This window comes from Clostridium oceanicum, from assembly GCF_039521385.1.
GTDB lineage: Bacteria > Bacillota > Clostridia > Clostridiales > Clostridiaceae > Clostridium_F > Clostridium_F oceanicum.
In genome coordinates, this window is the sequence record NZ_BAAACG010000003.1 from 169288 (window position 1) to 194878 (window position 25591).

24 protein-coding genes are annotated in these 25591 nt (G+C 27.9%); 4 read left to right on the forward strand and 20 right to left on the reverse strand.

Annotated features, from left to right (window positions below; all coding sequences use genetic code 11):
* Positions 1 to 418: 418 nt before the first annotated feature.
* Entirely contained in the window at positions 419 to 922 is a 504-nt protein-coding gene (locus tag ABDZ71_RS02465; RefSeq protein ID WP_343758503.1) for a DUF3267 domain-containing protein, read from the forward strand.
* A 73-nt stretch (positions 923 to 995) separates the two neighbouring features.
* On the opposite strand, the gene ABDZ71_RS02470 is transcribed toward ABDZ71_RS02465, so the two are convergent.
* From ABDZ71_RS02470 to ABDZ71_RS02495, 6 genes are all read right to left on the reverse strand, one after another.
* Entirely contained in the window at positions 996 to 1139 is a 144-nt protein-coding gene (locus ABDZ71_RS02470) for a hypothetical protein (RefSeq protein WP_343758504.1), read from the reverse strand.
* 2 nt (positions 1140 to 1141) lie between these two features.
* Positions 1142 to 1747 (reverse strand): DUF6338 family protein, encoded by a 606-nt coding sequence (locus tag ABDZ71_RS02475; RefSeq protein WP_343758508.1) that lies wholly within the window; start codon positions 1745 to 1747, stop codon positions 1142 to 1144.
* A gap of 315 nt (positions 1748 to 2062) precedes the next feature.
* Positions 2063 to 2992 carry a DnaD domain-containing protein gene (locus tag ABDZ71_RS02480; protein WP_343758510.1) on the reverse strand — a complete coding sequence of 310 codons (930 nt, stop codon included), beginning with the start codon at positions 2990 to 2992 and terminating at the stop codon, positions 2063 to 2065.
* Positions 2993 to 3043: 51 nt separating this feature from the next.
* Positions 3044 to 3286 carry a helix-turn-helix domain-containing protein gene (locus ABDZ71_RS02485; protein ID WP_343758512.1) on the reverse strand — a complete coding sequence of 81 codons (243 nt, stop codon included), beginning with the start codon at positions 3284 to 3286 and terminating at the stop codon, positions 3044 to 3046.
* A 24-nt stretch (positions 3287 to 3310) separates the two neighbouring features.
* Positions 3311 to 3520, reverse strand: coding sequence for a helix-turn-helix domain-containing protein (locus tag ABDZ71_RS02490; RefSeq protein ID WP_343758514.1), 210 nt, complete (start codon positions 3518 to 3520; stop codon positions 3311 to 3313).
* A gap of 66 nt (positions 3521 to 3586) precedes the next feature.
* Positions 3587 to 3817, reverse strand: a complete 231-nt coding sequence (locus ABDZ71_RS02495; protein WP_343758516.1) for a helix-turn-helix transcriptional regulator — start codon at positions 3815 to 3817, stop codon at positions 3587 to 3589.
* Positions 3818 to 4036: 219 nt separating this feature from the next.
* On the opposite strand from ABDZ71_RS02495, the gene ABDZ71_RS02500 reads away from it, so the two are divergent.
* On the forward strand, positions 4037 to 4597 hold the full coding sequence (locus ABDZ71_RS02500) for a helix-turn-helix domain-containing protein (RefSeq protein ID WP_343758519.1): 561 nt from the start codon (positions 4037 to 4039) through the stop codon (positions 4595 to 4597).
* 77 nt (positions 4598 to 4674) lie between these two features.
* Positions 4675 to 5814 (forward strand): tyrosine-type recombinase/integrase, encoded by a 1140-nt coding sequence (locus tag ABDZ71_RS02505; RefSeq protein ID WP_343758521.1) that lies wholly within the window; start codon positions 4675 to 4677, stop codon positions 5812 to 5814.
* A gap of 75 nt (positions 5815 to 5889) precedes the next feature.
* Here the strand turns inward: ABDZ71_RS02505 and rlmD are convergent, their stop codons facing one another.
* The 5 genes from rlmD to ABDZ71_RS02530 form a co-directional block, all read right to left on the reverse strand.
* Complete coding sequence (gene rlmD, locus ABDZ71_RS02510; RefSeq protein WP_343758523.1) at positions 5890 to 7275, reverse strand: 23S rRNA (uracil(1939)-C(5))-methyltransferase RlmD; 1386 nt, start codon at positions 7273 to 7275, stop codon at positions 5890 to 5892.
* Between the two features lie 169 nt (positions 7276 to 7444).
* A complete protein-coding gene (locus ABDZ71_RS02515) occupies positions 7445 to 8794 on the reverse strand; it encodes a GntP family permease (RefSeq protein WP_343758526.1) in 1350 nt (449 codons plus the stop codon).
* A gap of 49 nt (positions 8795 to 8843) precedes the next feature.
* Complete coding sequence (locus ABDZ71_RS02520) at positions 8844 to 9989, reverse strand: mandelate racemase/muconate lactonizing enzyme family protein (protein WP_343758528.1); 1146 nt, start codon at positions 9987 to 9989, stop codon at positions 8844 to 8846.
* 37 nt (positions 9990 to 10026) lie between these two features.
* Complete coding sequence (locus tag ABDZ71_RS02525) at positions 10027 to 10974, reverse strand: sugar kinase (protein ID WP_343758530.1); 948 nt, start codon at positions 10972 to 10974, stop codon at positions 10027 to 10029.
* A 42-nt stretch (positions 10975 to 11016) separates the two neighbouring features.
* A complete protein-coding gene (locus ABDZ71_RS02530) occupies positions 11017 to 11775 on the reverse strand; it encodes an IclR family transcriptional regulator (protein WP_343758532.1) in 759 nt (252 codons plus the stop codon).
* Positions 11776 to 12032: 257 nt separating this feature from the next.
* Between ABDZ71_RS02530 and ABDZ71_RS02535 the strand changes: the two genes are divergently transcribed.
* Positions 12033 to 12680: a bifunctional 4-hydroxy-2-oxoglutarate aldolase/2-dehydro-3-deoxy-phosphogluconate aldolase gene (locus ABDZ71_RS02535; protein ID WP_343758534.1), complete on the forward strand. Its 648-nt coding sequence runs from the start codon at positions 12033 to 12035 to the stop codon at positions 12678 to 12680.
* Between the two features lie 117 nt (positions 12681 to 12797).
* Here ABDZ71_RS02535 and ABDZ71_RS02540 read toward each other — a convergent pair whose 3' ends face one another.
* The 9 genes from ABDZ71_RS02540 to rapZ form a co-directional block, all read right to left on the reverse strand.
* Positions 12798 to 13160 (reverse strand): DUF1540 domain-containing protein, encoded by a 363-nt coding sequence (locus tag ABDZ71_RS02540; protein ID WP_343758536.1) that lies wholly within the window; start codon positions 13158 to 13160, stop codon positions 12798 to 12800.
* 123 nt (positions 13161 to 13283) lie between these two features.
* On the reverse strand, positions 13284 to 14030 hold the full coding sequence (locus ABDZ71_RS02545; RefSeq protein WP_343758538.1) for a MurR/RpiR family transcriptional regulator: 747 nt from the start codon (positions 14028 to 14030) through the stop codon (positions 13284 to 13286).
* 290 nt (positions 14031 to 14320) lie between these two features.
* Positions 14321 to 15331: an aldo/keto reductase gene (locus ABDZ71_RS02550; protein ID WP_343758540.1), complete on the reverse strand. Its 1011-nt coding sequence runs from the start codon at positions 15329 to 15331 to the stop codon at positions 14321 to 14323.
* 142 nt (positions 15332 to 15473) lie between these two features.
* Positions 15474 to 17231 carry a pyruvate kinase gene (gene pyk, locus ABDZ71_RS02555; protein ID WP_343758542.1) on the reverse strand — a complete coding sequence of 586 codons (1758 nt, stop codon included), beginning with the start codon at positions 17229 to 17231 and terminating at the stop codon, positions 15474 to 15476.
* 37 nt (positions 17232 to 17268) lie between these two features.
* Positions 17269 to 18228, reverse strand: a complete 960-nt coding sequence (gene pfkA, locus ABDZ71_RS02560) for a 6-phosphofructokinase (RefSeq protein ID WP_343758544.1) — start codon at positions 18226 to 18228, stop codon at positions 17269 to 17271.
* A gap of 320 nt (positions 18229 to 18548) precedes the next feature.
* Positions 18549 to 22025, reverse strand: coding sequence for a DNA polymerase III subunit alpha (locus ABDZ71_RS02565; RefSeq protein ID WP_343758546.1), 3477 nt, complete (start codon positions 22023 to 22025; stop codon positions 18549 to 18551).
* A gap of 228 nt (positions 22026 to 22253) precedes the next feature.
* Positions 22254 to 23201, reverse strand: a complete 948-nt coding sequence (gene whiA / locus ABDZ71_RS02570; protein WP_343758548.1) for a DNA-binding protein WhiA — start codon at positions 23199 to 23201, stop codon at positions 22254 to 22256.
* 11 nt (positions 23202 to 23212) lie between these two features.
* Positions 23213 to 24544 (reverse strand): gluconeogenesis factor YvcK family protein, encoded by a 1332-nt coding sequence (locus ABDZ71_RS02575; RefSeq protein WP_343758550.1) that lies wholly within the window; start codon positions 24542 to 24544, stop codon positions 23213 to 23215.
* Positions 24541 to 25428 carry an RNase adapter RapZ gene (gene rapZ, locus ABDZ71_RS02580; RefSeq protein WP_343758552.1) on the reverse strand — a complete coding sequence of 296 codons (888 nt, stop codon included), beginning with the start codon at positions 25426 to 25428 and terminating at the stop codon, positions 24541 to 24543. The genes ABDZ71_RS02575 and rapZ overlap by 4 nt, the downstream gene beginning before the upstream one ends.
* Between the last annotated feature and the right edge of the window lie 163 nt (positions 25429 to 25591).

Consider the following 25591-nt stretch of genomic DNA (forward strand, 5'->3'; position numbering starts at 1 on the left):
ATCTTATATAAATAAGGTGGACATGCTCCCTGCATTAAGATACATGTACAAGCTCCAAGAAAAAGCCATGTCCATGTATCTTTCGCAGCAAGACAAGTCCACCTTTCAGGTTTATGTATTCCTCTTAAGTTTTATCCTGGTATTCCTTTTGAGTTATGCTTGTCTACTTCTCTAAACAAGGGAAGATTTAGCGTAACTAAAACAAGCTCTAAAGAGCTAGTCTGAGTTCGCTAAATCATTTGTTTAGAAAAACAAACAAGCATATTTAATGGTATTCCTAACATGTCCTCTAATATGTATTTATAGACAAGCCTTCCTTAGCTTTTCCATAAATGATTCTATTCCCACCCCACCCTCCAAGTTTATAAGTTTAACTCTTGGGAATAATTAAAATAATAATTATTATGAGGTGTATTCAATGGAATTTAGAATTACAAACAAAATTCATTTAAAACTATTAGGTATAGCTATAGTTTTTTCTATAATATTCTATGATTATTTAAATAGTATCCTATTTAATTTTTTTAAAGAATCTATAAACATATTTAACTACTCTATCACCTTATCTTTTATATTTCTTACTATTTCTATGGTCATAATGATAATACTACATGAGTTAATACATGGTCTATCCTATACTCTATTTGGTGGTAAAGTTAAATATAGTTTTAAATTTGTATATGCAGCTACAGAAGAAGTAACTAATAAAAAGGTATCTATAAATCAATTTGCTATTGTACTATTAGCACCGGTTACAATTATATCTATACTTTCTCTATTACTTCCTAGTTTTTTAGGTTCTACAGTTTTCATATGTAACCTATTAGGATCTATAGGGGATTTATATATGGCTATAGGATTAATTAGATATCCACTTGATAGTAAAATTATAGATACAGCCTATGGATATAAAGTTATTTAATAAATCTTGTATTTAAATATACACTAATAATATTTCTTCTTAAATTTTAATAAATTGATATAAATAATGACTACTATTTATTATTATTCTTAGGACTAGATTCTCCAGTTCCTCCTTTAGGGGGTTTTATGTTTTGATTATTAGAATCTAATTTAACACCATACCCCTTTTTAATAATTTGATAATCACCATTCGAATTTGATTGATTCTTTGACATTTCTATTCCTCCTCATTATTTACTGGTTTAAAAATTTCTATATAATTAAATGAATCTTTATCTATTATCACCCCTTTTGTATATTCTATTTTATTTAAAAAATTACCATTTTCATCTATTTTCCACACTTCTTCTAAATATATATCTTGCTTATATGGAAATGCTGAAACAAATGAATTTCCTCCATATAAACCTCCTATTAATTGTGAATTTTTCAAATGAATTAATACATAACAACATTCTCCCTTACTAAAAAAATAGTCCCATGCTTTTGGAATAGGTTGAATTATTCTCCCTTGAAAAAATTCCAAGCCCAAAATTTTTTTAAAAATTAATGGCCAAATAATAGGCATAATAACTAATGTGAATAAAACAATAATATAAAATAAACTTGGATAATTTTTTTGAAAATTAGGGTTAGCTGCTTTTCTTATAAAAAAAAACATTACTCCAAAATTTATACAGCTATAAGCTACTGTCTCAAATATATAATCTTTAAATTTAGTGTTTTCGCATGCCACCATCAACTTCCATACTTTAACAGAAATAAATCCTGGTATAAATAATATTATAAATAAAATCATTTTATCTAAATTAAATATATCCAAGTAAAACACTTCCTTATTTTTGTATTTATGTATTTATTTTAACATAATATCTTCTATTTTTATGTCTTTCTATCTAATTTTTTTAATACGACTATAAACTTTCATATTATTATGAATACTAAATTTATGTTATATATAATAAGTAATCTTATAAAACTAACCTTTCTTACTTCTTCCTTTTTACTTATTATTTCTTACTTCTTACTTATTACTTCTTTACTTAGTAGTCCCTTATAAACCCCTTGCAAGGGGCTTATTTTCATAAAAAAATAATAAGCTGTTAAACTTAAAGCCTATTATTTAAATCTTATAAATTTAATCTTCCCACCCTAAAAGTTTCCGCTCCAATTCTTTAAAATCATACTGCCTCTGCTCTATCATATCCCATCTATCCTTACCGGTACTATTGTATTTCTTATTACCCTTCCAACCTTTTTTATAAACTTCTACATCCTCTTTAGTTTTAAGTCCTTTCTCTTCCCAGCTATAAAGAACATTTTCAATATACTTTATATTCTTAGCATTATATTTTGTAGCTTCTGTTATGGCCATGATTATAACATCATAATCTATATTATCACTCCATTCTTTCAGCTTTTTGCACTCATATTGTTTAGGCTTACATATATTCTTTTTAAAAAATGTAATTACATCCTCAAACTTACAAGTATTACTATCTTCTATTTTCTTATCTATTACTATTTCTTCTGATTCTGCATCATTTATTATATTCTCATTCTCAAGTGTTACCTCTTCATCCTTTGTTATATCTATATTTTCAGTAACACTAGTAGAGCCTCCCTTAAGAGGCTCTGCTTTATCCGTAAATACAAAAACACCTTCAAATATTTTTTTTATGTCTAAATGAAGATCATAATATTTTATATAAAGCAATTTTATAAAATCCTTATTCTTTATATTTTTAATCTCCTTATTAACGCACTTTATAGCATTTGCATTATTAGGACTATTATATTTAGACCAATTAAAAATCATAATTTCTTTGGTTTCTGTACAGTATTTAATTTTTTTATATTCTTCAAACCTTTTCAAAAGCTTTATTACTGTTTCTCTATTGTATCCTGTTTCCATTTCTATAATTCTAATAGGAAGCTCATATACTCCACATTGGCTAGTTTTAGAATTACTCATAAGATATAAATAAAAATATTTTTCTTCTGGAGTTAAATCCAGTACAAAACCATCTGACCAAAATTGTGTATGTAGTTGTCTATATTTAGCCAAAGCTTCATCCCTCCTAAATATTTCAGAATTTACTAACAATTGAAGATATACTTATACACTCTTGTGGATTATTTCCTTTGAGTTTATATGTTCTCTTAAATATTCTTTATTCTTCTCTATCCACTTTATCAATAAAACCTTTGGTATTCTAACATGTCTTTTGCTTATTCTTAAAATTGGGAAATCACTTCTTTTAATAATTCTATAAACTAAGTTCATATCTATTTTTAAAACCTCCCCCAATTCTTTAGGTTTTAAAAGCACTGGTAGTTCATCATAATTTATCCCTCTCATTAGTATCCCTCTTTCTTTTATGTATTAAAAAGTTAAATCTTTTATATTTTCTAAATCACTTAAATCCTTTCCATTAAAATCTTTTAAAAACTTTAAAATCATAGGTTTAGTTACTTTAAGTCTGCCTAATTTTAAAGCTACTAAGTTACCGCTCCTTATTAAATCATATACAGCATTTCTATTTACTTTTAAAATACTAGCTACTTCATCAACCGTATATAGATAATCTTGCACTTCAAAAACCTCCCTAAAATTCAAATAAATTTTATATTCTTTTTAAACCCAAACTCATTAAAACATCTAAAAATTTTCCTTATCAAAAATATCATCTTCCATCATATGATAAGTTTTTGCTATAGCTTTACGACTATGATTACTTGGATAACTTTTACCATTTTCCCATGACCAATACATTTTTTGAGTAACCTTGCATTCTTTTGCAGCTTTGTCCTGTGACCAACCATTAATTCTCCTTAAAATTTCTAATTTTTTATTCCACGATAACCCAATAATTTTTTCTTCTATCATCATACCTTCACCCCCTTATTTTTGTACGATATTTACGTCATATTCACTATATCATTTTGGTAATTGTTAATTCAAATGTGCTATATGCCCCTATATTACTATATTTTATATTTATTTTACAAATTCTATCATTTTTGTAAAAATTCATTTTATAGTTGACTACTAGACGTTATTTACGTACAATAGATATATACGATATTAAATAGAAAGTAGTTGGTTTACTTGTTACCTAAAAAAGATTTAGGAAAACTTATAAGAAAAGCAAGAGAATATAAAGGCAAAATTACAGGAGAAAGATTTAGTCAAACAGATCTTGCACATGAAGTAGGTAAATCTAGGGGTTATATTTGCGATATAGAAAACGGCAGATCTTTTCCTAGCTTTTCATGTTTATCAAATATAGCAAAAGTATGTAATGTTCCTTTAGATTTTTTTCAAAGCCAAAATGAAATTAGTAATATACTTGATAAATTTATAAAACTTCAATTACCTAATTTACCTGAAGAAGAAATTGAAAGTATAAGAGAAGCATTGAAAGAAGATCCTGATTTAGAATTAAAGTATTTATATGAATACATAAATAATCATAGTTTAATCTTGGAGAAAAAAGAAAATGCAAAAAAACAAAAAATTGAGCCTAAACCGCCTAAAGATATTATTAAATATACTCTTCAAAACAAATATATATTAGATTACTTAGGTATAAAAAAAGAAAATGCAGAAGAGTTTTCAGAAGAAGTACTTAATCAGATTAAACTAATTAGTTATAAATATAAAAAATAAATATACATTCATAATGTATATAACCAATTTAATAATTGGATTATATAAATAAAACGCAGAGGAAGGAGCATAATTTTATGAAAGGCGGAGTAAGAAAAAGAGGTAGTAGTTGGTACTATTACTTTGACGTTGCTAAAGTTGATGGTAAAAGAAAAAAAATAGAAAGGAAAGGAGGTAATACAAAACGAGAAGCAGAAAAAGCTCTAAGAAGTGCCATAAAAGAATTTGAAAATTGTGGATCTATCATTGATGAAAGTAATATAAGCGTTTCAGATTATTTTGATTATTGGTTTGATGAATATGTAATGATAAATTGCAAATACAATACCCAAGAAAATTATAAAATAATCATAGATAGACACATAAAATCTAGTTTAGGAGTTTATAAACTAAAATCATTAACTCCAGCTATACTACAACAATTTATAAATAAGAAATACAGAAATGGTTTTGCTAAAACCACATTATCTAATTTTTATGGTGTACTTTCTGGAGCTTTAAGAATGGCTGTATACCCATATAAATTTATAAAAGAAAATCCTATGATCTACGTAACTATGCCTAGATATGATAATGTAAAAAATGACAAAGACAAATTAAAAGTAATATCTTTAGAAAATTTCAAAAAAATTATTGAACGTTTCCCTGAAGGTAGCAATTTTTATATACCCCTACAAATAGCTTTTAGTACTGGCATGAGAGCATCTGAAGTTTGTGGTCTTACTTGGGACTGCGTAGACTTAAAAAATAATACCATAAAAGTTGAAAAAATAATTGTATATAAAAAAAGAGAATGGGTCTTTGGAACTCCTAAAACCCAAAGTTCCTATAGAACCATCTTAATTGGAAATACACTTACCAATATATTAAAACGAAATAAAAAACATCAATACGAAAACAAATTAAAATATGGTACTCATTATACAAACTCAAATTTTGTATGTACCAAAGAAAATGGTGTACCAATAACTACTAATAGTTTAAAATATTTAAGCCGTATCGTCAATTATGAACTACAAATACCTTTTAATTTTCATTCTTTACGTCATACTCATGCTACTATGTTATTAGAATCTGGTGCAAATATAAAAGATATACAACATAGATTAGGTCATAGTAAACTTGCTACTACTATGGACACATACTCTCATATTACTAGTAAGCTAAAACATGATAGTGTTGATAGATTTGAATCTATTATATCTGAAATAAAATAGTTTGCCACCGACTATAAACAAAGGGTGGCAAACGGGTGGCAAACAAACAGTTTTAATCAGAATTAATAACTTATATTATTGATTTTCCTTGGTTAAAAGTACTATAGTTTCCACATGGGATGTCATAGGGAACATGTCAACTGGTTGAACTTTCTCAGTTTTATATCCTAAGTTATCTAATAAGCCTAAATCTCTAGCTAAGGTACCTGGATCACAAGAAACATAAACTATTTTACTTGCATTAGTTTTAGATATAGATTTAAGTAATTTTTCATCACAGCCTTTTCTAGGTGGATCTACTACTATTACATCTGGCAATTTTCCTTGATCTATTAATTTAGGAATTTCTTCTTCTGATTTTCCTACTATAAATTTAGCATTATGTATGTTATTTTGTTTAGCATTTATTTTAGCGTTATCTATAGCTTCTTTTATTATTTCAACTCCATATACTTCTCTACAATTCTCAGATAAAAATAAAGAAATCGTTCCTGTTCCACAATAGGCATCAAAAACTAGTTCATTCCCTTTTAAATCAGCAAACTCTAAAGCTTTATTATATAATACTTCTGTTTGAGTTGGATTAACTTGAAAAAAAGATAAAGGTGAAATATTGAATTTAAATTTTCCTATATAATCTGTTATATAATCTTTTCCCCACAATGTAACACACTTTTGACCTAATATAACATTAGTATTTTTAGTATTTATATTATGTATTATGCTTGTTATTGTAGGAATATTTTCTCTTATGCTTTCTATAAGTTCATCCTTATAAGGTATAGTTTTACTATTAGTTACTAAAACTATCATAGTTTCATCATTATTTTTAAAAGCTTTTCTAACCATTATATGCTTTAATAACCCTTTATTTTTCTTTTCATTATAAGCAGATATATTATATTTCTCCATCCATTCTTTTATAACATAAATTGCTTTATCTGCTACTTTTTCTTGTATAAAACATTCCTTTACTTCTACAACATCATGGCTTCTAGACTTATAAAATCCTATTTTTATTTTTCCGCCTTCTTCTCTAACAGGCATCTGAACTTTGTTTCTATATCTATAAGGATCTTCCATCCCTATAGTATCTTTAATGCCCTCATCTTTAATATCTATCTTACCTATTCTTTTAATTGCATCTACTACTCTTTGCCTTTTAAAATCTAACTGTTTATGATATGAATAATGTTGAAGTTGGCATCCTCCACATTTATTATATATTGAACATATAGGTTCTACTCTATCTTTAGATTTAACTTCAAAGTCAATTAGTTTACCAAATCCAAAATTTTTGTTCACTTTAACTATTCTAACTTTAACTTTTTCCCCTTCTAAAGCTTCTGGAACAAATATAGTATAATTCTCTACCTTTGCTACTCCTTCTCCTTTAAAACCTGTACCTGTTATTTCTAATATATATTCTTTATTTTTTTCTACCGGTATATTATTTTTCATACTATCTCCTTATTTTAAAAATATTATTCCACTCATTACACTATTATAAAATATAAATTAATAATTTCAATTGTTAATTTAAAAATATCCACATTTATAACATAAATAAATAAGTTTTATGTTATAAATGTGGATAGAATTAGTTTGTTTATAATTGCAATTTAATAATTTAGATACCTAATAATGAAAGAAGATAAGTTGATGCTAAAGCTGCAAAACTACATACCATAGAAAGTGGAACTATGGCTTTAAGTAAATCTGTTACTGGTATTTTACACATTCTTTGTACAAGCCAAAACATACTAGAATTAACATGAAGAACGCACATGCCACCTGATGCAATAGCTAAAACGCATAATTCTGGACTAATACCTAATGTAGGTAAAAAAGACACGCACACAGCTGCTGATGTTGTAAGTGCTACTGTAGTTGAACCTGTAGCTGTTACAATAGTAGCTGAAATAAGCCATGGTAATAATACTCCTGGAAGTCCAAGTCCACTTAAAGATTGACTTAAACAAGCTCCTATATCAGAAGATTTTATAACATATCCATAAGCTCCTCCTGCTGCAGTAATAAGAAGTACAAGAGCTGTAGAATCCATAGCCTTATCTAGCCATCCTGCTCTAACAGATGTTTTATACTCTCTAGTAAGCATCCAAATAACTGCAATACCTATTAACAAAGCAATAATAGGATTTCCAATAAATCCAAAGATAGTATTAAGAATATGTTCTTTAGGTAAAAAGTTTCCACAAAATGATTGGAAAACAATAAGAATAATTGGAATAACTATTGGCATATAAGCACCCCATGTTGGATATCCCTTAGGGTTTTTAACAGATTCTTTAAAAAGATTAGTTTTATCCTCTTCTGTTTTCCTATCTTCTATTTCAGGAACATATTGGTTCCATCGTTTACCAATAACTTTGCTAGAATATAAATATACAGATAGTGTAGCTGGTATAGCAATCATTATTCCATAAAAAATAACTTTACCTAAGTCTGCACCAAGAAGTCCAGCCGCTGCAATAGGTCCTGGAGTTGGTGGTATAATAGAATGGGTCATAGCTAAACACATTACTGTACCTAATGTAATTCCCATAAATGAAGTCTTTGCTTTACGAGATAAATTTTTTATAACTGGGAATAAAATCATAAGAGCTGAATCAGCAAATACAGGAATAGAAACTAAAGAACCTGTAATACACATAGCTAGTGATGCTTTTTTTTCTTTTACCACACTTAAAACAGATGCTGCAATTTTCTCTGCCCCTCCTGTTTTCTCAAGAATAAACCCAATAATTACACCAAGTACAATGATAATACCACAGGAACCCATAGTTTGGCCAAATCCTTTGATAACTAAGTCAACTGCTTCTGCTCCAGAATTACCTAATGCTAATGCTAAACCTAGTGTAGTAAGAAGAAGAGCTATAAACGCATTAATTTTGAATCTTGCAATAAGAATAACTAAAACTACAATACTAATAACAACTGCAATAACTGACATTGACATAAATTTCTCCCCCTAAATATTTATACGTTTTCAAAACCTCTACTAAAAATTACTTCACTTTGTATTGTTCTAAAATATTCCTATTAATTTCAACACCTATTCCTGGCTTATTAGGAGTAATTAAGTATCCCTTTGAAAATTCAACACCATCATTTATTAAATCTAATCTAAATGGATGACTTGATCTATCATATTCTAAAAGTGGTTCTACTGGAGTATCACACATTGGTGTATTAGGTAAACTTGATACAAATTGTAGTGAAGCTGCAAGAGCAATACCAGAACCCCAAACATGTGGCATAAGCATTGTATTATACGATTGAGTAAGTGCAGCCATTTTTTTGCATTCTGTAAATCCACCACTTGAACAAATATCTGGTTGATATATATCTAAAGCTCCTTCTTTTAACCAATTCTTAATTGACATTTTAGTAAACATCTCTTCTCCTGCTGCAATATAAGAACTTGTTAAATTACGTATAGCTTTATAACCTTCAATATCTTCTGGTACTAATGGTTCTTCAAAAAACTCCACTTTTTCTGGTTCTAATTCTAAAATAATTCTTCTTGCTGCTGCTTGTGTATAAGCTGCATTAAAATCTGCCATAAGCATAACATCATGTCCTACAGCATTTCTAACAGCACGAACATATTCAATATCTGCTTTAGGAGTAAAACCAGCTTTAAGTTTCATCCCTTTAAATCCCATATCAACATATGATAAAGCTTCTTTTACAGCATCTTCAGGATATTTTTTACCCTCTTGTCTATAGAACCCTGTTGCGTATGCCATTACTTTTTCTCTAAATCTTCCTCCAAGCAATCTACTAACAGGTTGTCCAAGTTGTTTTCCATTTAAATCCCATAGTGCAATATCAAGTCCACTTAATGCATTAATAGCCGCACCTTGTTGGCCAAATGGACGTGCACGATTATAAAGTTTTTCCCAAATTACTTCCACATCTAAACTATCTTTTCCTATAACCTCTGGTTTGTAACAGTTTTCAATAAAAGCTCCAGCAATTTGAGGTGCTTGTTGACCATGACAAAGGCACTCACCAAAACCACTTGTTCCATCACTACCTATAACTTCAACAATAACAGAACTTCTGTTATATACCCAACCTTGTGAAAATTTAAAAGGTACTTCAAGTGGTGCAGAAATAATATGTACTAATATATCTTTAATTTTCATAACTCTTTCCTCCTAATCATAAATTTAATATTTTTCTTTAACGATAGATTATGTTTTTATGATAATATAAATGATCAAAATCTTCTCTACTAATTAATCCTTCTGTATCTCCATTAGTGCTAACTGCTAAAGCTCCCATAAGGGCTCCCATATTGCCACATTCTTCAATTGAACGTTTTTCTATAAGGCCTGTAAGGAAACCAGAATTAAAAGCATCTCCAGCTCCAACAGTATCTACTAAAACTGTTTTTACAAGTGGAATATTTACAATAGTCTTAGAGTCAGCAACTACTGCTCCTTTATCTCCCATTTTAATAGCAATTTTTTTCACACCAAGATCACGAAGTTTATAAATTATTTCTTCCGGATTTTTTAAACCTAATAGTAATTCTGCTTCTCCTTGTCCAAGCATAACAATATCGCTCTTTTCTAAAAATGGATATAAACATGCTTTTGCTTCATCTTTATCCATTAACTTAAGTCTTATATTCGGATCAAAGCTAACTGGTATTTTAAATTTTTCTGCAAAATCTAAAATAGAGTATATAGCTTCCTTACATGTTTCACTTAGCATAGGTGTTACCCCGCTTATATGAATTATCCTAGCTTTTTTTAAATAATCTATATCAATATCATTTAAACCTAATGTACTAGCAGCTGAATTACTACGATAGTACATAACATTTGTTTCATTTTGAATACTAAATTGCTTAAACATAACCCCGGTTGGATTGTTACTTGTTTGAATAACAGAAGAAACATCAACACCTTCACTTCTTAGTTCCTTTAAAATGATTTCTCCAAATTCATCTTTTCCAAGTTTACTAATCCAACCACTACTATGTCCTAGTTTTGCCACACCGATAGCTACATTACTTTCAGCTCCAGCTATTTTCATACTGAAATTTTTAGCATAACGTAAATATCCTCTTTGATCTGGAATAAAATTGACCATTGTTTCTCCAATAGTAACTATATCAATCATTTTTCCCCTCATTTCATGTCCAATGTATTTTCTTTAATAAAATTAAATCGTTAAATATAAGATTAATTTTTCGATAGTCTTTGCTCCCTCTGTTAATACTTGCTCTATAAGCTTTCTTTTTTCTTCACTATATCTAAATATAGGTACTGCAACACTTAAAGCCGCAGCTACTTTACCATTTTTATAAATTGATTTAGCAATACATCTAATAGATTCATTAGATTCTTCACATTCGTAAGCAAATCCAGATTCTTTTATATTCTGTAGTTGATTATAAAGTATATCAAAATCTGTAATAGTATATGGTGTAAGTGGCTTTAATCCCGCTGGATATAATTCTTGTAATTCCTCCATAGAATAATCTTTTAATAACGCTTTTCCAATGGCAGTACCATAAGCTGGAATAGTCTTTCCTATAGCAGAATGTAAACGTACTGCTTGGTCTGAATCTACTTTAGCAATATATAAAATATCTCCTTCATCTAAAACACCAAAATGACAAGTCTCTCCACATTCATCTACAATAGTTTCAATAACTTCAATAACATCATCATAACGATTAGAATTTTTAATATAACTACTTCCTATTTCAAGTAATTTAATTCCTGTACAATATTGCTGTGATAATTGATTATAACTTAAGTATTTTTTTTCCTTTAATGTATGAATAATAGGTGACAATGTACCTATTGGAATATTTAATAATTTAGAAAGCTCGGATAATTTATATCCATCTTTTTTCAAAGCAATAGCCTCTATTACTGATAAAACTCTTAAAGTTGGTTTATGATTTGTACTCATCTTCTCACCTTTCCTATATACGAAACTTATTCCTAATTACAAATTCATCTTATCACCTTATATTTATTGTGTCAATATATGAGATGAAAAATATATTTTGCTATTATATTTACTTTTTATTGACTCATTTTGAAAATAAGGTTATACTGTTTTTGTATTTATGTATAATGTTTCCTATATACGAAATTTATAAATAAATTTACCTTTCCTAATTACTTTTTCTAATTACAAAACTAAAAAGAATAGAGGTATGTATTATGAATGAATCTATTATAGAAAGAGTACATAAAGAGAAAATTATAGCCATCATAAGAGGTTGTGAACCTAGTATATGTATTTCACTTGCAAAAGCCTTATATAAAGGTGGAATCACTATGATAGAAGTTACTTTCAATCAAAATGATCCCCAAAGTTTTAATAAAACAACAGAAGCTATTCAATCTATAGCAAAATATTTTGAAGGTAAAGTATTAGTAGGTGCAGGAACGGTTCTAACCAAAGAACAAGTTAACCTTGCAGCTAGAGCAGGTGCAAAATATATTATTTCTCCTAATGTTAACAAAGATGTTATTGAATACACTAAACAACTAGGATTAGTATCTATGCCAGGAGCATTTTCTGCTTCTGAAATTTGCCAAGCATATGAATTAGGTGCTGATTTTGTAAAAGTATTCCCTGTAGCAAATTTAGGATCTCAATATATTAAAGCATTAAAAGCTCCTCTTTCTCATATTCCATTATTAGCAGTTGGTGGAGTTAATAAAGATAATATTAAAGACTTTTTAAATGCAGGTGCCGTAGGTGTTGGTGTAGGCGGAAAATTAGTTGATAAAAATCTTATTGAAAAAAAAGAATTTGATAAGATTACATCCCTTGCAAAAGAGTATATATTAAATGCAAAATAATAATTAATAATTTCAATTGTTAATTTAAAAATATCCACATTTATAACATAAATAAATAAGTTTTATGTTATAAATGTGGATAGAATTAGTTTGTTTATAATTTAATAATTTATATATTTATTCTTTTTTAAAAGTTTCACATTGAGTTTCACCGCTAGTATCTGCTGACTCTCCATCTATCTGAATATTTTTTGCAGTACATATTCTATCAGTATTATATACACAATTATATGCTTCACAATTAATATGAGGACTCATTTCTACAGATTCATTAGTAAAAACCTGTTTAAAACCACCTACAAGATTAGTATTTGCAACTTTACTCATAGAATTTATTACTCCTTTAGATGCAAAAGTTTTACACTGAGTTTCAGAAGTTGAATTTGATTTTTCCCCTTCAACTTCTATACTATTAGCATTACAAAAACCATTTATATTATGAACACAATTTTCTGCACTACAAGTTAACTTTCCTTCCATCTATACTCCTCCTATTCTATTAATAGTTATTGTTTTTATTATCTATCCATTTATAGTTTTTTATTCTTAAAACAATTTTTAAATATTAATAAAATAGAATTTATTTTTTATTTTATAATAATGCTACTCTATTTTTTCTAAATATTCTCCTATTAAAAATTCAAATAGCATCAATATATTAGGAAAAAATGAATTAGAAAGTTTATTTCTATCATCCATAGTATGCATATCATATATTTTAAAATTTATATCTGATATCTTTCCTAATGTATTTTCACTATCTCCAGTAAATGATATTAATTTTATTCCATTATTCTTAGCTGATATTCCATTCTTTATTAAAAAATCTGTTTCGCCAGACTTAGAAATAGTTATTAATATCTTTCCCTTTATAGGATTAACATCATAGCTTTCATATGAATCTGAATATATACATTTAAAACCTAAACCTACTAATTTTTTAGTTATATACTGAACTATTCCTATAGAAAATCCTTGTCCTAAAGTATATATAACCTCATTTTTATTGTCTTTTAACAAAGTTATAAACTTCTCTACGTCTTTATAACTTATTAAAGATAATAATTCATCTAAATCTATACCACTATATTTATTATTACTTTTTAAAATATACTCATTTTTGTTTTTAAGCATAAAATTCAAATTATAATACATATCTAAGAATCCAGAATATCCTAACTTTTTTGCCAAATTCATAATAGTAGTTGTAGATGTATAATGCTTTTCTGCAAGTCCTCTTACACCTAATTTTTTTATATCCTTTATGTTTTCAATAACATAAACAAGTATTTTCTCTTCTATATCATTTAAATTAAATTTGCTTACAATTTTATTTATATCTACCTGCACATAGATTCCTCCTATAACCTTAAATAATTTACTAAATATGAATATTTTATCAAATAAATAATTTTAAGTTATATTATACATCTATTGATAGAGAATTTAAAAGTAAAATTATATATTAATAAAATTTATAATTTTAAAGGAATAAAAAAAAAGCACCTTTACGGTGCCCTAGAGAAGATCAGTTGCCTATTATTTCCTATTAATAATTTTAGACATGCATCATTTTATTATACATTATTTACTACACTTTTTACAATATTATATTAAAATATATTAAAATATCATTGAAATTATTCATTAAATTCTTTTTTAACTCTTTTTAGCATCTTTCTTATAGGTAAATTATATGGACATCTTTCTTCACATACTCCACATCCTATACAATCTTTTGCTGTAAATTTCATATTAAAATATCTATCTTTAGCCCAATCTTCTAAACCATATCTAGTCTTATATGCTTCAAAAACAAATACAGAAGGAATATCTATACCTTTTGTACAAGGAGCACAGTATCCACATCTTCTACAAAACTCAGTTCCTAATTCCTTTAATATGTTATCTGCTTTTTCCTTTTCCTTTTCATCTAATATAATTTTTTCTTTACAGCAAGCTGCATTTTCTATAACTTCTTCTTCTGTTACCATTCCTGGTATAGCAGTTGTTATATTTTCATTACTTAATATATATCTCAAAGCTAAAGTTCCATTTCTAAGTGCTCCACCTGCCATAGGTTTCATATCTATAACTCCAATGTTTAATTCCTTAGCTCTTTTAAATAATTCTTCTCCTTGTCTCTCTACCACATTATAAGGGTACATTATTGTTTCAAACTTACCACTTTCTACAGCTATTTTTAATACATCTAAACTATGAGACGTTATTCCAATATGACCTATCTTGCCTTCTTCTTTTAACTTTAATAATACTTTATATGCCCCATCTTCACTTAAAATTTTATTATAGTCTTCCATAGTTTTAACATTATGAAATTGGTATAAATCTATATATGAAGTCTTTAAATTTTTAAAGCTTGTATTTGTTTCTTCTATCATTCCTTTTTCATCTCTAGCCATAGATTTAGTAGCTATTATCCATTTATCTCTTCTACCTTCTAGAGCTTTACCAACATATTCTTCTGATACAGTATACCCTCTTGCACTATCAATGAAATTAATTCCTAGTTCCTCTGCTTTATGTATAACTTTAGAGGCTTTCTTTGAATCTATTCTTTGTATTGTTATTCCTCCAAATCCAACAGTAGAAACTTTCAGGCCAGTTTTTCCTAGCTCCTTGTATATCATTTTTCCACTCCCCTTAACTATTTAAATAAAAACCTATTATTTGAATACCTTGCACTATAAATTATCACACTACTAATTTAAAATCAAGTTTCATTAGAAAAAAATAAGGATGACCATTTTAGTCATCCTTATTTTTAGTATATTAAACTATATTAGCTCTTCCGCTATATACAATTCCTCTTCTTGTATCTACAGTAACATATGTTCCTGTTTTTAATACTTTTGTAGCATCTCCTGCACTACATACAAATGGTATATCTCTTGCTATACATTCTACAGCTAAGTGAGATGTTATACCACCTTCTTCTGCAATTATACCTGCTACTCTGTCTAAAACATTTATATAGTTTCTATCTAAGTTTTTAACTACTAAGATATCATCTTTTTCAACATTTTTTTCAGCATCTTTAGGGCTATCAACTACTTTTATATTTCCGTATGTTGGTCTGTTTCCTGATCCTCTACCTTGAGTAAGTATATCTCCAACTATATGAACTTTAAGCATATTAGTAGTTCCTGAACAAGATACTGGTATTCCAGCAGCTATAACTACTAAATCACCTTTTTTAATATATCCTGCATTTAAAGATATACTAACTGATCTTTCTATTAATTCATCAGTTGAAGTGAATTTTTCAGTTAATGTAGGAACTACGCCCCAATTTAATGCTAATTTTCTAGCAACTTTTTCATTAGGTGTTACTGCAATTATAGGACATTTAGGTCTATATTTAGATACCATTCTTGCAGTGTGACCACTTTGTGTTGCTGTAATTATTGCTGTTGCATTTAATCCTGAAGCTGTTGAACAAGTAGCAACGCTTATAGCATTAGGAACATTTATTGTATGATCTTCTCTTTTTTTCTTTAATATTTCTTCATAATTTAATTTTTCTTCTGCAGATTGTGCTATTCTTGACATAGTTTGAGCTGCTTCTACTGGATATTTTCCATTTGCAGATTCTCCACTTAACATTATAGCATCTGTTCCATCAAATATAGCATTAGCTATGTCTGATGCTTCTGCTCTAGTAGGTCTTGGGTTTCTTATCATTGAATCAAGCATTTGAGTAGCTGTAATTACAGGTTTTCCTGCTTTATTACATTTTTCGATTATTCTTTTTTGTATTATTGGTACTTCTTCTATTGGAATTTCTACACCCATGTCTCCTCTAGCTACCATTATTCCATCAGAAAATTTAATTATTTCATCAATATTTTCTACGCCTTCTTGATTTTCTACCTTAGATATTATTTGTATATCATTTCCGCCATTTTCTTCTAATATCTTTCTTATAGCTAAAACATCTGATGCTTTTCTTATAAAAGAAGCACTTATTAAATCTACTCCTACTTCACAACCAAATTTCAAATCATCTATATCTTTTTCTGTAACTGCTGGAAGTGAAATAGATACTCCTGGAACATTAACTCCTTTATGATTTGAAACAACGCCTGAATTTTTAACAACAGTATGTATTTTATTATCTTCTATAGATTCAACTTCTAATTCTACTAATCCATCGTCTATTAGTATTTTATTACCTGGAACTACATCTTTATATAAATCTTTGTAAGTAATAGAACATTTTGTTTCATCACCTACTATGTCTTCATCACAATATACAGTGAATTTTGATCCTTCTTCTAATTCAACTTTCTTTTTTGAAAAATCACCTGTTCTAATTTCTGGTCCTTTAGTGTCTAGCATAATAGCTATTGGTTTATTAAGTTTTTCTCTTAATTTTTTTATCATCATCATTCTTTCTTTATGTTCTGGATGATCCCCGTGAGAAAAATTATGTCTAGATACATTCATACCTGCTTCCATAAGTTTAGATACAACTTCTTCACTAGAACTTGCAGGTCCTATAGTGAAAATCATTTTAGTTTTTTGCATATAAAGATTCCTCCTCAAATAATACTATGTTTATATATTAGTAAGATAATACTGATGATATTTCATATAATCTTTCATCAAAGCTTCTTTCTATTGCTAAAGCTTCGTCTATATCTAAATCTACTATTTTTCCATTTTTAATTCCTATTACTCTTGATGATTTACCGTCTATTAGTAGTTCAACAGCTTTATATGCCATTCTAGAAGCTAAAATTCTATCCATACAAGTTGGACTTCCACCTCTTTGTATATGTCCTAAAATTGTAGCTCTTGTTTCTATTCCTGTAACTTCTTCTATATATTTAGCTAATTCATTAGCACCACCAACGCCTTCAGCTAATAATATTAGGTTATGCATTTTTCCTCTTAATTTTCCTTCTAAAATGTTCTTACATAATTCGTCCTTATCATAACCTTTTTCTGGAGTAATTATACTTTCTGCTCCACCAGCTACACCAGCGTATAATGCTATATCTCCACAATTTCTACCCATAACTTCTACTACACTAGCTCTTTCGTGAGAAGTTGATGTATCTCTTAGTTTATTTATAGAATCTAATACTGTATTTATAGATGTATCAAATCCTATAGTATAATCTGTATAAGCTAAGTCATTGTCTATAGTTCCTGGTAATCCTATAGTGTTTATTCCTAATTTAGATAAAAGTTGAGCTCCATGGAAAGAACCATCTCCACCTATAACTACTAGTCCATCAATTCCAAAAGCTTTTAATATTCCAGCAGCTTTTTTTCTACCTTCTTCTGTCTTAAACTCTTCACATCTAGCAGTTCTTAATATTGTTCCACCTCTTTGTATAATGTCTGAAACACTATGAGTGTCCATTTCAAAAATTTCACCATTAATTAGTCCATTATACCCTCTTTGAATGCCCATAACTTTTAATCCTTTTTCGATTCCTGTTCTTACTACTGCTCTTATTGCAGCATTCATTCCTGGAGCATCTCCTCCACTTGTTAACACAGCTATTTTCCTCATGCTAAATACCTCCTATGACCGGCGGGACGTATGTTGTCCCGCATATATTACAATTATAAACAAATCTAATTCCATTATGTTTTTAATTATAACATAATATGATTTTTTTTTATACAAAATTCAAGTGCCATAATTTAGTGTTAAATAGAACTTATATCCTTTTCAAAACATTGTTTCACTCTTTAATTATTATACCCTTTAATTATTATGTACATGTTAAATTAATAAGAAAAAAAATATTAAAAGAAACTCTTAAATATATATCTTCCTCTTAATATTTTTCTATTAAATTAAAAAATTATTCATTTATTTTTATATGTTTATATTATTTTTATATTATTTTCTCCAAATATACTTCTTAATGAACTTAGAAAATCCACATTATCTTCTATCCATAAGTTTCTATCTAATCTAAATTTTTTTCTATCCTTTTTTGTACAAAAATATACTGGCATATTACCTTTATTTTGTAAAAACAAACTTTTAACTTCATTAAGCCTTTCTTTCATTTCTTTTCTATCCTGAACAAGTATATATAGTTTCTCACTATCTATATTAACCAAAGGCTCTATCTTCTCACATATTATTTTAGGTTGCTCTTCTTCTCTTAAACTTACTTTACCATATAATAAAATAACCTCATCTTCATTAATTAATTCATTAGCTTTTTTAAGTATATTTGGAAATACTATTACTTCTATACTAGCATATAAATCTTCTAATTCTATAAAAGCCATCATATCATTTCTTCTAGTAATTTTTTTCTTTACAGTATTTATTATTCCTCCTACTATTACTTTATCTCCATCTCTTACATTAAATTCATTTTCTATCATACCATCTTCTAAAAGTTCTTCAGAAATAATATCTGATATCTTTATTGAAGTTTGCATCTTTAATGTTTTTTCATATTCTTCTAAAGGATGACCAGAAAAATATATTCCTGTCATTTCTTTTTCCATAGCTAATAAATATTTTTTATTAAATTCTTTTATATTTGGATATTGAATTTTCAAATCATTTTTGTTATCCATATTAGAAAAGAAATTTATTTGTCCCTTTATATTTTTCTTCTTTTGATTATACATACCATCCATTATCTTTTCATAGACAGCTAATAATCTAGATCTATATATACTAAAGCAATCAAATGCTCCTGCTTTTATAAGACTTTCTATAAATCTTTTATTTATAAGTGATATATCTACTTTATTGAAAAAATCTATTAAATCTAAAAACTTTGATTTTTCACGTCTAATCTGAACTACATGTTCTACTGCTTTTTCTCCTACATTTTTAACTGCAGTAAGTCCAAAAATTATTTTATTCCCTTTAACTCTAAATTTAGCATAACTTTCATTTATATTAGGAGGAACAATCTCAATACCTAATTTCTCAGCAAATCTTGTATAAAAGGCTACTTTTGTACTATCTCCTTTAACACTGTTTAACATAGCCGCCATATATTCTGTAGGATAATACCTCATTAAGTAAGCTGTCTGAAAGGCTACAACTGCATAGGCTGCTGCATGAGATTTATTAAAGGCGTAAGATGCAAAATCCATCATTAAATCAAAAAGATTATTAGAAACCTTCTCATCTATACCATTGTTTATACATCCTTTTATACCCTCTTCTTTATTTCCATATATAAAGTTTTTTCTTTCCTGCTCCATTACAGCATGTTTTTTCTTAGACATGGCACGTCTTACAAGGTCACTTCGCCCCATAGAATAGCCAGCTAAATCTCTTACTATCTGCATTACTTGTTCTTGGTATACAATACAACCATATGTAACTCCTAGTATATTTTTAAGCTGAGGAGCATCATACTCTATATCTTCTGGATTTTTCTTATTTTCTATATATCTTGGTATTTCTGACATAGGGCCTGGTCTATATAAACTTATTCCCGCTATTATATCCTCAAGGGAATCTGGTTTTAAATCTTTCATAAAAGAAGTCATTCCTGGTGATTCTAATTGGAATATTCCAACGGTTTTACCTTCTCCTATCATTTTATAAACTTCTTTATCAGAGAAATCTATTTTATCTAAATCTATAATTTTATTTTTATTTTCTTTTACCATAGAAACTGCATCTCTCATTACAGTTAAAGTTCTAAGGCCTAAAAAATCCATTTTTAAAAGCCCTAGTTCTTCTAAAGTACCCATAGTAAACTGAGTAACTATACTATCTTCGTTCTTTTGAAGTGGAACATAGTTAACTAAAGGTTTAGAAGCTATTACAACTCCTGCTGCATGGGTAGATGTATGTCTTGGAAGTCCTTCTAAAGCTATAGCAACATCTAGAAGTTCTTTTACTCTTTCTTCATTTTCATAGGCATCTTTAAGTTCTGGATTAGTTTCAATCCCTTTATTTATAGTTATATTTAAAACTGTTGGAATCATTTTAGCTATTCTATCAACTTCAGCATATGAATAATTCATTGCTCTTCCTACATCTCTTATGCAGGCTCTAGCTGCCATAGTTCCAAAGGTTATTATTTGAGATACATTGTCAGCTCCATATTTCCTAACAACATAATCTATAACCTCTCCTCTTCTTTCATAACAAAAATCACTATCTATATCTGGCATAGAAACACGTTCTGGATTTAAAAATCTTTCAAATATAAGATTATATTTAATAGGATCTATCTTAGTTATTCCTAAAGTATATGCAACTATAGACCCTGCCCCAGAACCTCTACCTGGTCCTGTCATAATTTTATTTTCTGTTGCAAATCTTATAAAATCCCAAACTATAAGAAAATAATCAACATATCCCATAGTCTTTATTATGGAAAGCTCATATTCTAATCTTTTAGTAAGTTCCTCTGTTATATCCCTGTATCTTTCTCTTAATCCTTCATAACATAAATCTTTAAGATATTCATAAGGGTCTGTACCTTCTTTTAAAGGAAATCTAGGAAGCTTAGAATCATGAAAATTATAATCAAAATTGCATTCTTCAGCTATTTTAACTGTATTTTCTAAAGCTTCAGGAACATAGGAAAACATTTCATGCATCTCTTCTGGTGATTTTAAATAAAATTGGTCTGATGGATATCTCATTCTATTTTCTTCATCAACAGTTTTACCAGTCTGTATACATAATAAAATGTCATGAGATTTGTAATCTTCCTTCTTTATGTAATGAACGTCATTAGTTGCAACTAAAGGTATATCTAGCTCCTTTGACATTTTAACTAGCTCTTCATTTACTTTTAATTGATCCTCAATACCGTGATATTGAAGTTCTAAATAAAAGCTATCTTTAAATATATCTTTATAAAAAAGAGCTGTATTCTTTGCTTTTTCCTTATTACCTTTTAATATATGTGATTGAATCTCTCCACCTAAACAAGCACTAAGAGCTATTAATCCTTCACTATGCTCTTTTAAAAACTCATGATCTGTTCTAGGCTTATAATAAAACCCATCTATAGATGCACTTGACACTATTTCCATTAAATTATTATATCCAGTTTCATTCTTTACTAATAGAACTAAATGATATGTTCCATTTTCTCTATCATTTTGCTTTATATCTTTAGATTTTTCTGCAACATATACTTCACATCCTATTATAGGCTTTATACCTTCAGCTATAGCTTTTTTATAAAATTCTACACAACCATACATAACTCCATGATCTGTTATTGCTATACTTTTCATTCCAAGCTCTTTAGCTCTAGATATTATACTGGATACTTTAGCAGAACAATCTAGTAAAGAATACTCAGTATGTTGATGTAAACTTACCCAATTGTATTCATTTTTCTCTTGTTCCATATATAATCATCCTTTTATAAATATTGTAATCACTTTTAAGAAATATACTAATTATAAATTTTTACTTTAACCTAATAAATTTATAAACTTTCTATCTATTTTTAATATTTTAATTTTCCTCTGTATAATATAAACTATTATCTATCATTAACCTATAGCATATAAACACAAAACCACCATGAGAAAAACATAGTGGCTTTTTATGTTATATAAGTCAAATTCAAATGGCTAAATTCCGTTTTTTAATTCTTCTGCTATCTTCTCTATTCTTCTAAGTCTATGATTAGCCCCTGATTTTCCAACGGGAGGATTTAGCATTTTCCCTAATTCTTTTAAAGATTCATTAGGATATTTAATCCTTAATTCTGCAACTTCTCTTAAATTTTTAGGTAATCTACTAAGACCTATTTCTTTTTCTATTAATTTTATACTTTCAACTTGCCTAACTGCTGCATTAACTGTTTTACTTAAATTAGCAGTTTCACAGTTAACTAGCCTATTAACATTGTTTCTCATTTCCTTCATTATTCTAACATTTTCTAGTTGCAATAAAGAAGAGTGGGCTCCAATAATATTTAATAGATCTACTATCTGCTCTCCTTCTTTAAGATAGATTATATAACTATTTTTTCTCTTTATAACTTTAGAATTTAAATCATATGAGTTTATTAAACTACATAAATCTACTGCATAATCTTTATTATGAGTTACAAATTCTAAATGATAAGTTTTTTCAGGATTACTTATACTTCCTCCACCTAAAAAAGCTCCTCTTATATAACTTCTTTTACAAGCATCTGATTTAATAACTTCTTTAGATATTTTATAATTTAAACTAAAAACATTTATATTTTCTTTTATAAGACCTACTTCTTTTAATAATGATTTTACTCCTTTTTCTTCTGATATAACAATCATATATACGTTATTTTTCTTTAAGGAGTTATTCTTTTTAACCATAATCTCTGTATGTATCTCAAAATATTCTTTTAAAAGTTTAAATACTAATCTAGCTATTGCTGGATTTTCTGTAGTTATCTTAAAATTAAATTGTTTATTAGTAAAAAGTAAAGTTCCGCTTACTTTCATCATTGCTGACAAAATAGCAACTGCTTCTTCTTTACTTATGTCTGTATACTTACATACTTCGTTTTTAACTTTTAATGAAAATGACATGTTCTTTGCTCCTATTTATTCTTATTTTCCTTTAACCTTTCAGATAGGTAGAAGTATTCTATAATTTTCTTTCTATCATATAATAACTTTTTATCCATAATTGTTTCTATTAATATAGATGCTAATTTCTCAGAGTTATGTCTTACAAGATTATTTTTTATTTTCATAAAATCTCCTCCAATAACATTAACTCCTAGTTTATTAACCTTTTCTTCATCTACTTTTACTAAATCAGAATATTTTTTATTATATTTTTCTTCTAATTCTTTATCTATTTTTCCCATATTAACAATTACATAATCTAGTACTTTTCCACCACAGTGCTTAAATATTGCTTTTATATGGTCTGAAACTGAAAAGTTATCTGTTTCTCCTGGTTGAGTCATTATATTTGATATATATATTTTTAATGCTTTACTTTTTATTAATGATTCATTTATATCTTTTAATAATAAATTAGGTATTACACTAGTATACAAACTTCCTGGTCCTAAAATTACAGCATCAGCTTCTAATATAGCATCTACTGCTTCTTGGAGTGCTTTTGCATCCTTAGGTTCTATAAAAACTTTATCTATTTTACTTTTATCTTTTAATGCTCTATAAGGTATATTAGATTCACCTTCCACTATGCTTCCATTTTTAAGCTTAGCTTTTAAAACTATATTTTCTAAAGTTACAGGAACTACTTTACCTGTAACTGCTAAAACAGAACTTACCTTTTGAACTGCTTCTTCAAAATTATTAGATATTCCATCCATAGCTGCAAGAAATAAATTACCAAAACTTTGATTCTTAAGCCTTCCATCTTTAAACCTGTGCTGAAGTAAGTCTTGCATTAAAGGTTCTGTATCTGACAAAGCTAATATACAGTTTCTTATATCTCCCGGTGGAAGCATACCTAAATCTTCTCTTAGATCTCCAGATCCACCTCCATCATCTGCAACAGTTACTATAGCTGTAATATTAGATGTATAATATTTTAATCCTCTAAGCATTGTAGATAGTCCAGTTCCACCACCTATAGCTACTATCTTAGGACCTTTTACTAATAATCTTTTTTCATATATAAGGTTTTCCAATTTTTTAGAATCTAATGAAAGGCTCAAATACCCTTTATTTATAAGCGCTATGATAGCCTTCATTCCTTGCGTTACAGATACATATAATACAAATATTCCTGATAGTATAAGGAAAACATAAAAAGCAATATAATAATTACTGTAGAATTTATTTCTAACAAATTCTAACATGCCAAAAACTATCAGTAATATCCCCATAACTGCCAAAAGTACCCAACGCTTAACTTTTATCCCTGGTCTGAGCCAATCCATGAGCTTCATAGCTTTTTACCACCTTTTTTACTTACATCTTCATTAATATCTCTGTGATCTATATTAACTTTAAAATCTTTTTCTTTAAGTCTTTCATAAATGGTGTTAGCAATAGATACAGAACGATGTCTTCCTCCTGTACATCCTATAGATATTATAAGCTGTCTTTTACCCTCTTTTATATAATTAGGAATTAGAAATTTTAACATATCTTCTAATTTTTCTACGAAATTTTTACTAACATCAAAACTCATAACATAATCTTTGATTAAATCATCTTGTCCTGAATGTTTCTTTAAATGAGGAATGTAATAAGGATTTGGTAAAAATCTAACGTCAAAAACTAAATCTGAATCTAAAGGTATTCCATATTTAAATCCAAAGGATACAACTGTAATCATAAGCTGAGTTTCAACTTGACCTTCTTCTCCATAGATTTTATTTATAACACCTCTAAGTTCCCTAGTAGACAAAGTAGACGTATCTACTATATTATCTGATCTGTCTTTTACTTCTCTTAACCTATTTCTTTCTTCTGAAATACCATTTAATACTCTCCCTGCTGGTGAAAGAGGATGTTTCCTTCTAGATTCTTTAAACCTTTTTATAAGAACCTCATCTGAAGCATCTAAAAATAATATTTCATATTTATAACTTTCTTTCTTTAAATAATTTAAGCTTTCAAACAAGTCGTCGAAAAACTTTCCTCCCCTTATATCTATAACTAAAGCAATCTTTTGAATCTTACCTTCTGTTTTATAACAAGCTTCAGCAAACTTAGGTATTAACGTAGGAGGAAGATTATCTACACAAAAGAAGCCTAAATCCTCCAAGCTTCTTATAGCTTGAGTTTTGCCTGCTCCTGATAAACCTGTAACTATAACAAACCTCATTTTTTACCTCCATAAATTTAAAATATAAAATTACGATTAATAATATATAGTATTATTTCTATACAATTATATCATATACATATTTAACAATAAACTAAAAAGATACAGTGAAAAAATACTAACTCTAATTAAAATAGGAGAGTCATATTTTATATGACTCTCC

Excerpts from the sequence above, each read along its gene's own strand:
- ABDZ71_RS02550 (WP_343758540.1), bottom strand. The coding sequence starts at position 15,331 with ATGATATACAAGGAGCTAGGAAAAACTGGCCTGAAAGTTTCTACTGTT.
- ABDZ71_RS02495 (WP_343758516.1), bottom strand. The coding sequence starts at position 3,817 with ATGATGATAGAAGAAAAAATTATTGGGTTATCGTGGAATAAAAAATTA.
- ABDZ71_RS02470 (WP_343758504.1), bottom strand. The coding sequence starts at position 1,139 with ATGTCAAAGAATCAATCAAATTCGAATGGTGATTATCAAATTATTAAA.
- ABDZ71_RS02485 (WP_343758512.1), bottom strand. The coding sequence starts at position 3,286 with ATGAGAGGGATAAATTATGATGAACTACCAGTGCTTTTAAAACCTAAA.
- ABDZ71_RS02540 (WP_343758536.1), bottom strand. The coding sequence starts at position 13,160 with ATGGAAGGAAAGTTAACTTGTAGTGCAGAAAATTGTGTTCATAATATA.
- ABDZ71_RS02565 (WP_343758546.1), bottom strand. The coding sequence starts at position 22,025 with ATGGAACAAGAGAAAAATGAATACAATTGGGTAAGTTTACATCAACAT.
- ABDZ71_RS02520 (WP_343758528.1), bottom strand. The coding sequence starts at position 9,989 with ATGAAAATTAAAGATATATTAGTACATATTATTTCTGCACCACTTGAA.
- ABDZ71_RS02530 (WP_343758532.1), bottom strand. The coding sequence starts at position 11,775 with ATGAGTACAAATCATAAACCAACTTTAAGAGTTTTATCAGTAATAGAG.
- rapZ (WP_343758552.1), bottom strand. The coding sequence starts at position 25,428 with ATGAGGTTTGTTATAGTTACAGGTTTATCAGGAGCAGGCAAAACTCAA.
- ABDZ71_RS02535 (WP_343758534.1), top strand. The coding sequence starts at position 12,033 with ATGAATGAATCTATTATAGAAAGAGTACATAAAGAGAAAATTATAGCC.
- pyk (WP_343758542.1), bottom strand. The coding sequence starts at position 17,231 with ATGCAAAAAACTAAAATGATTTTCACTATAGGACCTGCAAGTTCTAGT.
- ABDZ71_RS02515 (WP_343758526.1), bottom strand. The coding sequence starts at position 8,794 with ATGTCAATGTCAGTTATTGCAGTTGTTATTAGTATTGTAGTTTTAGTT.
- rlmD (WP_343758523.1), bottom strand. The coding sequence starts at position 7,275 with ATGAAAAATAATATACCGGTAGAAAAAAATAAAGAATATATATTAGAA.
- ABDZ71_RS02505 (WP_343758521.1), top strand. The coding sequence starts at position 4,675 with ATGAAAGGCGGAGTAAGAAAAAGAGGTAGTAGTTGGTACTATTACTTT.
- ABDZ71_RS02575 (WP_343758550.1), bottom strand. The coding sequence starts at position 24,544 with ATGAAGCTCATGGATTGGCTCAGACCAGGGATAAAAGTTAAGCGTTGG.
- pfkA (WP_343758544.1), bottom strand. The coding sequence starts at position 18,228 with ATGAGGAAAATAGCTGTGTTAACAAGTGGAGGAGATGCTCCAGGAATG.
- ABDZ71_RS02465 (WP_343758503.1), top strand. The coding sequence starts at position 419 with ATGGAATTTAGAATTACAAACAAAATTCATTTAAAACTATTAGGTATA.
- ABDZ71_RS02525 (WP_343758530.1), bottom strand. The coding sequence starts at position 10,974 with ATGATTGATATAGTTACTATTGGAGAAACAATGGTCAATTTTATTCCA.
- whiA (WP_343758548.1), bottom strand. The coding sequence starts at position 23,201 with ATGTCATTTTCATTAAAAGTTAAAAACGAAGTATGTAAGTATACAGAC.